The organism is Marinobacter pelagius (genome assembly GCF_003315345.1).
GTDB classification, from domain to species: domain Bacteria; phylum Pseudomonadota; class Gammaproteobacteria; order Pseudomonadales; family Oleiphilaceae; genus Marinobacter; species Marinobacter pelagius_A.
Genome location: NZ_QNRO01000001.1, coordinates 415,531 through 427,738, shown reverse-complemented (window position 1 = coordinate 427,738; position 12,208 = coordinate 415,531). Strand labels below are relative to the sequence as shown.

Genomic DNA, 12,208 nt, shown 5'->3' with positions numbered 1-12,208 from the left:
CAGATTAACTGAATCTGTTATGCCTGTCAGCGAAGCAGGACAATGATGACAAGCTCATAGAAGAAGGAGTTTCACCATGGGATCCGCCACTGTTCCTGCACGGCACTCAGCCGTTCCTGTCCTGCTCCCGGACATCCCTGCCTCTACCCGCAAGGATCTACTGGGACTGGCATCACCCACCCTGCCCCTGGGCACTATCCGGCCGGAGGTCACCCGGAAATGGCTGGAAGACCTCGGGTTCACCATCCACCGGGCAAGCCACGGGCACAGGATTCTGACACTCGGCCGCCCCACGCCTGAGGTGCACCTGTACAGCGAGGGCGAACTGGAACAGTTTGCCAGATACAAGGCCCATGATTACGCTGGACGCACACTCGAGGAGAAAAACCGATGATGCACCCGATCTTCCAGGTCGATGCTTTCACCGACCGTGTTTTCGGCGGCAATCCGGCCGCTGTCATGCCTCTGGACCAATGGTTGCCGGATGACACCCTCCGGGCCCTGGCGATGGAAAACAACCTGTCCGAAACCGCCTTCCTGGTCCGGCTGCCCGAGACGGATGAAGCCGACTTCCACATCCGCTGGTTCACGCCCACGGTGGAGGTGCCCCTCTGCGGTCATGCCACGCTGGCCAGCGCCTGGGTCATCTTCAACAAGCTGGACTGGGCCAGGGAGAAAATCATCCTGCAGTCAAAGAGCGGCCATCTGGGCGTTCGCAGGGACAAGGACTGGCTCGTGCTCGACTTCCCCAACCTGGCCTTCGAGGAGCGCCAGACACCCGACATCATCCACGAGGCCCTCGAGAGCGCACCGGAGACCGCGTTCTACGTGCCCAACGACACCAACTACATGGTGGTGCTGGAAAACGAAGCGGCGGTCCGGTCGGCCGAGCCCGATCTCCGCAAGCTCAAGTCCCTCGGCAACCAGGGGCTGATCATCACCGCCCGGGGCGAGAGCTGCGACTTTGTCAGCCGCTATTTTGCCCCCGGCGCGGGTATCGACGAGGACCCGGTGACCGGCTCCATCCACAGCGTGCTTGTACCCTACTGGGCAAGCCAGCTGGGCAAATCGTCCCTTGAGGCGCGGCAGCTGTCAGCCCGGGGCGGCCTGTTGCGCTGTGAACTGAAGGGCGAGCGCATCGATATCGCCGGCCAGGCCGCGTTCTACATGGAAGGTTCCGTACACCTGCCCTGAGACTGATATACTGCCCGCCGTTCACTCACACCGGCGGGCAGTAATGACAGCATCCTCGGCATCCCACTACGACGTAATCATCATTGGCGCCGGTGCCGCCGGGCTCATGTGCGCCGCCACCGCGGGCTACCGGGGGCGCCGGGTACTAGTGATCGACCACGCCAACAAGCCCGGGAAAAAGATCCTGATGTCCGGCGGTGGGCGCTGCAATTTCACCAACCTGAACAGCACGCCGGCCAATTTCCTGTCTGATAACCCGCACTACTGCATTTCTGCGCTGAAGCGTTATACCCCTCAGGATTTCCTGGAACTGGTGGATCGCCACGGTATCGAACACGAGGAGAAAGCCCCGGGGCAGCTGTTCTGCCGGGACAGCGCCAAGGACATCCTGAACCTGCTGCTGACCGAGTGTGAATGGGCCGGGGCCGAAATCCGGCTGAAGACGTCCGTTACTTCCGTCAATGAGACAGATGCGGGCTACCACCTGAAAACCGGCAGTGGCGCACTGACTTGCGAATCCCTGGTAATTGCCACCGGCGGGCTCTCGATCCCGACCATGGGCGCCACCGCCTTCGGCTACGAGATCGCCCGGCAATTCGGCCTGGAAGTGCTCCCCACCCGCGCCGGGCTGGTACCCTTCACGCTCCAGCCGGAGCTGAAAACCCAGCTGGCGCCGCTGGCCGGAATCAGCAGCCCGGTGGACGCCGAGTGCAACCGCCAGCACTTTCGCGAACCCATGCTGGTCACCCATCGGGGGCTGAGCGGCCCGGCCATGCTGCAGATTTCCAGTTACTGGTTTCCGGGCGACGACATCAGCATTAACCTGCTGCCGACCCGACGGATCGAGGACGACCTGATGGGTCTGCGCAAGCAAAAACCCCGCACCACCGTCGCCCAGTATCTGGCCGAGTACCTGCCGAAACGCTTTGCCAGCGCTTTCAACGAGCTCCACGGCTGGACCGGCCCGCTACAGGAGTACAAGAACGCCGATATCGAAACCGTCGCCCAAACCCTGGGAGACTGGACCATCAAGCCGGCGGGCACCGAGGGCTACCGAACAGCCGAAGTCACCCTGGGTGGCATCGACACCCGCCAACTCTCATCCAAGACCATGGCGGTCCTGGACCGGCCGAACCTGTACTTCATCGGGGAAGTGGTGGATGTCACCGGCCATCTGGGCGGCCACAATTTCCAGTGGGCCTGGGCGTCCGGCGTTGCCGCCGGGAATGTGACCTGAGGGCCGGCCATCAGGGCACAGAAGTGCGAATCAGCGCAGGATAACCAGGGGCTTCTGTGCCGTCTTGAGCATGGTTGTGGTGGTGCTGCCCACCAGGAACTGACGAATACGCGAGTGGCCGTAAGCCCCCATCACCAGGATGTCGATATCGTGCTCTTCCTGGTATTGATGCAGGGCCGGTTCAACATCGCCGGCACGGATCGCGAGGGTAATCTCGCTCTCCAGTCCCGAGAGCATGCTTTCCGCCTTTTTCAGCTGCTCCCACCGATCGCTGGTATCGGGGCCGACCATCACCAGGTGCAACGGCATGCCCTTCAATACCGGGCTGCCCGCCAACAGTTCGACACCCTTGAAGGCCGTCGCGCTGCCATCGAACGCCAGCATTGCACTCCTGGGCTCGGTATATTCATCCGGCACCAGCAGAATGGGCCGATGGACACTGCGGATCACCGTCTCCAGCTGGCTGCCGATGTGAATGTCCCGGTCTGAACTGCTCTCGCCATGCAGCCCCATGACCAGCAAGCGGGTCTGGTTCTCCAGTGCCAGCAGGGATTCGGTGAGCTCGTCATGCCGTTGGCGCTTGGTCACGTCGGTAATGCCGGCCTCTTTGACACGCTGCTCAGCCTCGTCCAGCAAGTGGTGGCCGTGCTCCAACGCAAGCTTTGCCCGTTTGCGATCCAGATCTGCCAGCTCATCCAGCAGGTGCTCCCGGCTACCGAGGCCGATGCTGCCGGCAAGGTCCGGCTCCGCCGGATAACGTTCCTGATCCAGAACATGCAGGAGTAACAGGGGCGCATCCATGTGCCGCCCTGCCCAGGCTGCGTAATCACACACTGCCGGTGCCGCGCGGGAGCCATCAATACAGGCCACTACATTCAACATGTCTACCTCGCCTTCGGAATCGTTATGATCGTTTTTGTGTCCGTTTCATGCCAATGACCACCTTATCTGCCGCCTGTTCGAAGTCAAACAAATCCCGGCATTTATCAGGAGAGACATGAGCAACATCAACAGAACCTCCGGGCGGGTTTGCAAACACCTGCCATTACAGTAAAACTCTTGAAAAAGGCCCGTCGAATTAATCCCCAGCGACAGCAAAATCCGGAGTTTCTGCCCAGACATGGATGACGTAGCGAGCCAGTTCATCACGTCCAACCAGACCATCATCAACCTTGCGGTTGCCCTGCTCCTCGGTGCCATTATTGGCCTGGAACGGGGCTGGGATGCCCGGGAGCAGAAGTCCGGAGAGCGCATCGCCGGCATCCGGACCTTTGCCCTTATCGGCTTGCTTGGTGGCGTCTCCGGCGTACTGGCACGGGAGATCACCGAATGGGCCTTCCCGGTCCTGCTGGTCTGTGTCGTGGCCATGGCCATTGTTGCCTACAGCGAACGGCTGGAGCACATCCGCAACTTCAGCATCACAGGCATGGTCGGCATGGTGCTGACGTTTTGTTTCGGCACCATCGCCGTGGTCGTGGACCCGGTCATGGCGACAGCAGCGGCTGTGGTTACTGCCATCATTCTGGACAACAAGGAGGAGATTCACGGCTGGGTCAACAAACTCAAGGCCCACGAACTGGATGCGGCCCTGAAACTGCTGCTGATTTCCGTCGTGATGCTGCCTCTGCTTCCGAATGAAGCCATGGGGCCCGGAGGGGTGCTGAACCCCCGAGAAATCTGGTGGATGGTGGTAATGATTGCCTCCATCTCCTTTGTCGGCTATTTCGCAATCCGGGTGGCAGGCGCCCGCAAGGGCATCCTCTTTACCAGCCTGTTTGCCGGGCTCAGTTCGTCCACTGCACTGACCCTGCATTTCGCCCGGCAGTCGGCCCGTAATCCGGAACTGAGCCCGCAGTTTGCCACCGGTATCCTGATTGCCTGCGGCACCATGTTTCCCCGCATCCTGGTGTACTGCTTTGTCATCAACCGCGATCTGCTGCCGCTGCTGATCTGGCCGGTTGTGATCATGACAGCCCTGCTTTATGGTCCGGCCCTGCTCATCTGGCGCCGCAACTCGGAAAAACTGAAAGTCTCCCAGCCGACCCTGAACCAAAACCCGCTGGACCTGACCTCGGCCCTGGTGTTCGGCATGCTGCTGACCGCCATTCTCCTGCTTGGTGAATTCCTCAAGAACTGGCTGGGCAATGCCGGTATTTATCTGCTGGCGGCCAGCTCCGGTGTCGCCGATGTCGATGCCATCACCCTGTCACTCACCCGCATGTCCAACGACTCCCTGGCGATGGGCACTGCTGTTGTCGGGATCGTCCTGGCCGCTGCCGTCAACAACCTGGTGAAATCAGGCATGGCCTGGGGCATCGGTAACCGCCGGACCGGACTGCTCGTAGGCGGGCCGATGGTGGTCTCCCTGGTGGCTGGCCTGGCGGTTGCGTGGTTTCAGTAGCCGGGCGGAGGTTAACCGGCCTTCCGGAACGTCAGGTTGTACCGGTGGGCGCCGGTCAGGGGGTGATCACCCGCTTTCAGGGTCAGGACTCCGTGATAGTGGCGCCGGGCCGGGCCACCCCAGACCACCACATCACCATGGGCGAGCGGCACTCGCACCGGCCGGTCATTGCGCCGCGGCCCACCAAATTGAAAGACAATGGGCAGACCCAGCGACACCGACACAATCGGCTGGCTGAAATCCCGCTCGTCCCGGTCCTGATGCAAACCCATTTTCGCCCCCGGCTGGTAGCGGTTGATCAGGCAGGCATCCGGCACGAAATTCTCGAACCCTGCCTCCGCCGCTGCCTCTGATGCGAGCTTCAGAAACAGCTCCGGCATTCGGGGCCAGGCCTGCCCGGTGACCGGATCCCGGGGTTCGTAGCGATAACCCCGCCGATCGGTGACCCAGCCAAACTCACCACAACAGGTCATCGCGGCAGACATAGTATGGCCCCCCGGAGTTTCCATGTGGCGGAACGGCGACTGTGAGGCGACCAAATCAATGGCGGCCATTAATCCCTGCCCCACCTCACCTGCAAATCCCCTGAGTATAACCGCGCCTTCGGCAATGGTTTCCCGGCGTGGTTCAACGCCCTCGCCATCAAACAGATCAAGTGTCATAACTTACGACTTTGTATGGAAAAACCGGAAAGTTCCGACTAAACAGTCTACCCTTTTAACCGGGTTTTCAAGTAAGGATGAACGATGTACGTCAAGAGCCAGTCGGCCCAGATTTCCCTGGCTTTACTGATTGCCTCGGCGATTACCTCCGGCATGCTGGTGCTTGCCCTGGTGCTTCTCGGGCAGAGTTTCCATGGCATGGAGAGCGCCAAGGTCTCGGCGGCCAGCGCTACCGCAAGGCAGCTGGCGGTCAGTGTCGATGACCGTATCAATGCCATCACCGCCCCACCCTCAACGGCCCTCGCCGTTCTGAGCCATGATCCCCTGGCCACGAGCCTGACCAACGACGAGCGAATTGAACGCCTCGACGTACTGGCCGACATACTGCAAAGCAGCGACATTGTCAGTGCTGTCTATGCCGGCTGGGGCGACGGGGATTTCTTCCTGCTGCGCAAGGTTCGCAGTTCCGGCGCCCTGCAGTTCCCGGATGCGCCTGACGGCACCCACTTCCTGCTGCAGACCGTCACCCGGGAAGCCGGCACGGTTACCGGCGAGTGGCAGTTCTACGATGCCGGGATAGAACTGATCGCTCGCAGACAGGTGCCCAACTACACCTTTGACCCGAGAACGCGACCCTGGTTCGAGGCGGCAGCAGACTCCCCCAAGACCGAGCTTTCCGCTCCCTATGTGTTCTTCACCACCCAGGAAACCGGCCTCACGCTCTCGCACCGCAGCAGCGACTTCGGCACCGGAGCCGGTTCGGCCGTGTTCGGCATCGATGTCACCGTCACCGACCTGAGCAGTCATCTGAACGAGCTGCGCCAGACACCAGGCACCCGCATTGCGATCGTCAACCAGCAGGGCCAGGTGCTCGCCGATTCTTCCGGCCGGACGGAAGCAGGTAACGTCATCTCAACGGTACTGGACCAGGGTGGACAGCCGGTAGCCGGAACGCCGGTCCGCCTTTTCAATGCAGAAGACAAGACCTGGTATGGCATTCGGGAACCGCTGAACGCTCTGGCGGACGAACAGCTCCAGGTGGCCGTGGCCATTCCCTCGGACGAATTGCTGGCCGATGTCTGGGCCGCGCTGACCCGGCAAACCCTGATCGCCGGGGGCATTGGTATCGCTCTGCTCGTTGTCGCTTGGTTCCTTGGCCGGCGCGTAGGGCGCCCCCTGGAGAGGCTGACCGAACAGGTTGGCAGGCTGTCCCGTTTCCGGTTCGATACCCAGGTTCGCTCGGACTCCCACATCCGCGAAGCCCATCAGCTGGGCGTGGCGCTGGACGACATGTCCAGCACCATCCGCAGCTTCCAGAACATTGCCTCGGTCCTGAACCGGGGCCAGGATCTGAACCAGCTGCTGCAGGATATCCTCGAACAGATCATCCACATCGTCGGCCAGGAGCGCGGTGGCATCTACCTGTTCAGCAAACAGGAGCAGGAGCTGCGCCTGGCCGTGGACCAGCACTCCGAACTCCCTGACCGCATTGAAAACATCAACACCAGCATCGACGACAGCGACCTGATTCGTAAACTACGTCAGCATATCGGCGGCCATCCTGTGTTCGCGATCCTGCGTAACCGCAGGAAAAAACTGGTGGGCGTGCTGGTGATCGAAATGGAGCACGGAGAACACACCCACCTCAGCGATGACCTCATCGTCTTTGTCGATGAGATCGCCGGCTCCGCCGCCGTGGCCATCGAGACACGGGAGTTGCTGGAAAGCCAGCAGGCCCTGCTGGAAGGCATCATCCGGCTGGTGGCCAATGCCATCGACGCCAAATCCCCGTATACCGGCGGGCACTGCGAACGGGTTCCGAAACTGGCGCAGATGATCCTGGCGGAAGCCGAGGCCAGCAACGAAGGCCAGTTTGCCGGTTTCTCCATGAGCGATGACGAACGCCATGAATTCGAACTGGCGGCCTGGCTCCACGACTGCGGCAAGATCACCAGCCCGGAATACGTGGTGGACAAGGCGGTGAAGCTGGAAACCCTACACAATCGCATTCACGAGATCCGCACCCGCTTCGAGGTACTGCACAGGGACGCCGAGATCACCTACCTGCAGGCGATCCTTGAGGGCGAGAATGAGGCCGTTGCCCGCGAGCAGCGTGACCGCACCCGGTCCCGGCTGCAGGAAGAGTTTGCCTTCCTGGCCCGGGCCAACAAGGGTGGCGAATCCATGAGTCACCAGGACATCGAACGCATCCGGGCCATTGGCCAACAGACCTGGCAAAGACATTTAAGCGACCGCCTGGGCCTGTCCACCGATGAACAGCAAAGACTGGCTGATGTCCCCGAACCACCCCTGCCCGTCACGGAGCACCTGCTGGCCGATAAGCCCGAGCATCTCCAGCCCTGGGGCGATCACCGCCCGCCGGTTGAGAAGGACGATCCCCGCAATGTCTGGGGTTTTGACATGAAACTGCCCGAGTATGCCTATAACCGGGGCGAAATCCACAACCTGACGGTGGCAAAGGGCACCCTCACCGCTGAGGAGCGCTTCAAGATCAACGAGCACATCGTGCAGACCATCTGCATGCTCGACGCCCTGCCCCTGCCCGACCGGCTGGCTAATGTGCCCCGTCTTGCCGGCACTCACCATGAACGGATGGATGGCCAGGGCTATCCCTGCGGCCTGACCGCCGAGCAGATGGGTATCCCGGAACGCATCATGGCCGTGGCGGATGTGTTCGAGGCACTGACCGCCGTCGACCGCCCGTATAAGGAAGGCAAGACCCTGACCCAGGCGCTGGCTATCATGGCCGGCATGGTGAATAACGGCCACATCGATCGCGAGACCTTTGAGCTGTTTGTGCGCTCCGGCACCTACCGGCGCTATGGTGAGCAACACCTTCTACCGGAACAGATCGATGAGGTGGATGAAAGCCAGTTCATGAATCGGAACTGAAAAACACGTATATTCTCAAGTCGTATTTTCGCTGGACCAAGGACAACCTGATGCTGTTTGCAATCATTATCGGCGGCCTGATTGGCTATGCATTCGGAAAATTCACCGGATTTCTTATCGGTGCCGCCATCGGCGCGTTTCTGTTCAACCGCGCCAAGGCCCGCCTGATCGGGAAACTTCAGAACATCCAGAGTGGATTCCTGGAGTCGGTGTTCGCAGTGATGGGGGCGCTGTGCAAGGCTGACGGCGTGGTCACCCGGGACGAGATCCAGATGGCCGAGTCCATGTTCGCGCGGTTCCGGCTCAATCATAAGCAGCGGGAAGCCGCCAAACAGGCCTTCAACCGGGGCAAATCAGAGGGTTTTGACCTGGATGCCGAGCTGGACCGGTTCATGCGGGTTAGTGCCCGCCAACCGGCCCTGCTGCAGATGTTTCTCCAGGTACAGGTGTCCGCGGTGGCTGCCGACGGCGTGGTCCATCCGGAAGAGCACCAGATGCTTGTGCGTATTGCCCGCCGGCTGGGACTGCCGGAGAGCCAGGTCGACCAGCTGGAAGCCATGCTGCGCGGTGCCCATGCCGGCCAGGCGGGCGCCGGCCAGCGCTCCACCAGCGACCAGCTCGACGATGCCTACAAGGCACTGGGCGTATCACCGTCCGCCAGTGACGAGGAAATCAAGAAGGTCTACCGCAAACTGATGAGTGAAAACCATCCGGACAAACTCGCCGGCAAGGGTTTGCCCGAAAGCATGCGGGAAATGGCCGAGGAACGGACCCGCGAGATCAGCCATGCCTACGATGTGATCAAGGAGGCCCGCAAGAAAGCCGGTTAACCCTCAGAACCAGCGAGGCACCCGGCTCCGGTACTGCTCGTAGGCTTCGCCGAATTGCCGTGCCAGAGCCTTCTCCTCTTCCCTCGCCTGCCTCATGATCACCGTGACCCCGGTAATCAGGCAAACCAGGGAAAAGACGCTGGGCAATGCCAGAAAGAAACCCAGCTGGCCGGTGATGACGGCCAGGAACAACGGATTGCGGCTGCGGGCAAACGGGCCCTGCGTGATGAGTTTCTGGCGCCCTTCCCCGGCGTCAATGCCGGAGCGCCAGTCCTCATGCATGTAGGCCTGCAGGTAGTTTATGCCGGCAAAGGACACCAGCAGCAACAGCATTCCCACCAGCAACACCGGCCAATGGTACAGCGGGCCAAACACTCCCAACCACGGATCAATGTCCGCAAACATCCGCACCACGCACACGCCGAGGATAGCCGCACGGAACAGGTTGAAGGTATGGCGGTGCCACCAGGGCGCGGAGCCACGCTTGCCATAACTAATATGGGAAAACTTGAGCCGGTCATAGAGCCCGAGCGTCCGGCCGGCGAATTGCAGGCCGATCATCAGGAAAAAGATGCCCAGGAAATGCCTGACCAGCGGTTCGATAAGATCCATCAGGTGCGCTTAATGCAGAATTGATCTGCAAGCTTATTATCTGAAACCACTGATGAAAAGTGTCTTTTTACTACCTGAAATGACATGTCGTCACGTTAGGGATTGGGATAGAGTTGCAGAAGAATTCTCAAGGAGCTTATCCCATGTCCAGCCCAGACCTGCCAGAGAGTGTCCACGCCTTCTCCGCTGACGCCCTGGGGCATGACGACGCCACTGGCATCGCGCAACGACTCCGCCGCCGGGAAGTCTCCAATGCCGAGGTAACCGAAGCGGCGATCCGACGGGCCCGGCTGGTCGAGCCAGAGCTGCATGGCGTAGTGGCGGAAAACTATGATCTGGCCCTGGAAGCGGCCAGGCGTCTGGACAATGAACGCCCGGGCGGCAATCCAGGGTTCTTCCGGGGCGTGCCCACCTTCATCAAGGACAACCTCAACGTGGCCGGGCTACCCACCCGACACGGCTCGGCCGCCATCCCCGACAACACCGCAAAGGACACCAGCCCTTTTGCCCAGCAGCTGCTGGTTCAGGGTTATGTCTGCCTTGGCAAGAGCTCCCTGCCCGAGTTCGGATTCAACGCCACAACGGAGCCGGCCCACGCCGAACCGACCCGCAATCCCTGGAATCTGGCTTACTCCACAGGCGCTTCCTCGGGTGGCTCCGCCGCCCTGGTGGCTGCCGGCGTGGTGCCGATGGCCCACGCCAATGACGGAGGCGGTTCGATCCGCATCCCCGCTGCCTGCTGTGGCCTGGTGGGACTCAAGCCCACCCGGGGCCGGCTGGTGGACAACGATGCGGTTCATTCCCTGCCCATCAACATCATCAGCGATGGCATTGTCAGCCGTTCGGTACGGGACACCGCGAATTTCCTGGCCGAGGCCGAACTCTGGTTCCGAAACCCGAAACTGCCTCGCGTAGGTCGGGTTGACGGACCCTCCGGCCGAAAGTTGCGAATCGGACTGGTGGTCGATTCGATCAATGGCCACCGGACCGACGATGTAACCCGGAACACCGTGGAGGACACCGCCCAACGGCTGGAACGCCTGGGCCATCAGGTGGTCCCCGTTGCCGTGCCGGTGCCTGAGAGCTTCCCGGATGATTTTGCCCTGTACTGGGCCCTCCTTGCCTTCGGAGTGAAGGCCAACGGCCACAAACTGCTCAACCCGGCCTTCGACAAGCGCAAGGTGGATGGCCTCACCAATGGCCTGGCGACGATGTTCAAACGTAACTTCTGGGGTTTACCCGGTGCCCTGTGGCGGCTCAGGCGCTCGGCGAAGGATTATGCCCGGGCCATGGACGGCTATGATGCGGTACTGACTCCGGTGCTGGGCCACACCACGCCGCCCCTGGGCCATCTGAGCCCCGATGTGCCCTTCGAGACCCTGTTCGACCGGCTCACCCGATACGTCAACTTCACCCCTCTGGCCAATGCCACCGGTGCACCGGCCATTTCACTGCCGGCGGGGCTGACGGAGGACAACTTGCCGGTGTCGGTCCAGTTGATGGGCAGGCACGGCGGGGAAGCCACCTTGCTGGACCTTGCCTTTGCCCTTGAAACGGAGCAGCCCTGGCCGGGACTCTGGCAGCAGGCTCAGCAGGTTCAGGCGGAAGGAACCGCGTCGGCCGGAGGGTAACGGAAGCCCGGGAATATCGACATCACCTGCAGAAAACTCTGTTCAAGCGGAGCCTCGAAAATCATCAGATTGCCGGTCACCGGGTGGGCAAAACCCATCCGGGTGGCTGCCAGCATCAGCCGACCTTCCCCGAAACGCTCGGCAAAATAACGGTTGTGACGCCCGCGCCCGTGGTTGGCATCGCCAATGATGGGATGACTGATGTGCTTCATGTGCCGGCGCAGCTGGTGCTTGCGGCCGGTTTCCGGGTACAGCTCCACCATGGCGTAGCGGCTGGACGGATATTTCTCGATGGCAACCGGAATCTCGGCGGTGGCCAGGGTTCGGTAGCGTGTCCGTGCCTCCCGGACCGGCTGTTCCTGTCCTTTCAGCCGCCGGTCTTCCGGCTCTTCCCGCAGCGGGTGATCAATCTCGCCCTCGCCGGGTGGCCAGCCACGAACCATGGCCAGGTAGGTCTTGCCCACTTCCCCGGACATCATGGCCAGGCCGAGGCTGCGGGCGGTGTCAGGATCCCGCGCAAACACCAGGACCCCCGACGTAGGCCGGTCCAGACGATGCACCGGATAGACATGCTCGCCCCCGTTCAGCGAGCGCGCGTACTGCAGGGCAAACTCGGTTTCATGTTTGTCGATCGGGCTTCGGTGCACAAGAAGGCCAGCAGGTTTGTGGACCACCAGCAGCTGTTCGTCACGGTACAGTTCCAGGAGCGGGTTGCCTTTGGTCATGGC

General features: G+C 61.4%; 11 protein-coding genes. 7 read left to right on the top strand and 4 right to left on the bottom strand.

Features of this window, described 5'->3' with window-relative positions; translation table 11 throughout:
• Positions 1–76: 76 nt before the first annotated feature.
• Genes DET50_RS02095 through DET50_RS02085 form a run of 3 tightly spaced genes read left to right on the top strand, consistent with a single transcriptional unit; the run spans position 77 to position 2,431 of the window.
• Entirely contained in the window at positions 77–394 is a 318-nt protein-coding gene (locus DET50_RS02095; protein WP_113861221.1) for a hypothetical protein, read from the top strand.
• Positions 391–1,194, top strand: a complete 804-nt coding sequence (locus tag DET50_RS02090) for a PhzF family phenazine biosynthesis protein (RefSeq protein ID WP_113861220.1) — start codon at positions 391–393, stop codon at positions 1,192–1,194. The genes DET50_RS02095 and DET50_RS02090 overlap by 4 nt, the downstream gene beginning before the upstream one ends.
• A 43-nt stretch (positions 1,195–1,237) precedes the next feature.
• A complete protein-coding gene (locus DET50_RS02085; protein ID WP_113861219.1) occupies positions 1,238–2,431 on the top strand; it encodes a BaiN/RdsA family NAD(P)/FAD-dependent oxidoreductase in 1,194 nt (397 codons plus the stop codon).
• A gap of 30 nt (positions 2,432–2,461) precedes the next feature.
• On the opposite strand, the gene DET50_RS02080 is transcribed toward DET50_RS02085, so the two are convergent.
• On the bottom strand, positions 2,462–3,313 hold the full coding sequence (locus tag DET50_RS02080) for a universal stress protein (RefSeq protein ID WP_113861218.1): 852 nt from the start codon (positions 3,311–3,313) through the stop codon (positions 2,462–2,464).
• A gap of 238 nt (positions 3,314–3,551) precedes the next feature.
• On the opposite strand from DET50_RS02080, the gene DET50_RS02075 reads away from it, so the two are divergent.
• On the top strand, positions 3,552–4,832 hold the full coding sequence (locus tag DET50_RS02075; protein ID WP_113861217.1) for an MgtC/SapB family protein: 1,281 nt from the start codon (positions 3,552–3,554) through the stop codon (positions 4,830–4,832).
• Positions 4,833–4,843: 11 nt separating this feature from the next.
• Here DET50_RS02075 and alkB read toward each other — a convergent pair whose 3' ends face one another.
• A complete protein-coding gene (alkB, locus tag DET50_RS02070) occupies positions 4,844–5,494 on the bottom strand; it encodes a DNA oxidative demethylase AlkB (protein WP_113861216.1) in 651 nt (216 codons plus the stop codon).
• Between the two features lie 84 nt (positions 5,495–5,578).
• Here alkB and DET50_RS02065 point away from each other — a divergent pair, with 84 nt between their 5' ends.
• Together DET50_RS02065 and djlA are read left to right on the top strand one after the other, a co-directional pair.
• On the top strand, positions 5,579–8,407 hold the full coding sequence (locus DET50_RS02065) for an HD domain-containing phosphohydrolase (protein WP_113861215.1): 2,829 nt from the start codon (positions 5,579–5,581) through the stop codon (positions 8,405–8,407).
• Positions 8,408–8,457: 50 nt separating this feature from the next.
• Entirely contained in the window at positions 8,458–9,237 is a 780-nt protein-coding gene (gene djlA, locus DET50_RS02060; protein ID WP_113861214.1) for a co-chaperone DjlA, read from the top strand.
• A 3-nt stretch (positions 9,238–9,240) separates the two neighbouring features.
• Here djlA and DET50_RS02055 read toward each other — a convergent pair whose 3' ends face one another.
• Positions 9,241–9,849: a methyltransferase family protein gene (locus tag DET50_RS02055; protein WP_113861213.1), complete on the bottom strand. Its 609-nt coding sequence runs from the start codon at positions 9,847–9,849 to the stop codon at positions 9,241–9,243.
• A 143-nt stretch (positions 9,850–9,992) separates the two neighbouring features.
• On the opposite strand from DET50_RS02055, the gene DET50_RS02050 reads away from it, so the two are divergent.
• Positions 9,993–11,480, top strand: coding sequence for an amidase (locus DET50_RS02050; protein ID WP_113861212.1), 1,488 nt, complete (start codon positions 9,993–9,995; stop codon positions 11,478–11,480).
• On the opposite strand, the gene DET50_RS02045 is transcribed toward DET50_RS02050, so the two are convergent.
• Positions 11,447–12,205, bottom strand: a complete 759-nt coding sequence (locus DET50_RS02045) for a pseudouridine synthase (RefSeq protein ID WP_113861211.1) — start codon at positions 12,203–12,205, stop codon at positions 11,447–11,449. The two genes, DET50_RS02050 and DET50_RS02045, sit on opposite strands and share 34 nt — an antisense overlap.
• Positions 12,206–12,208: the final 3 nt, after the last annotated feature.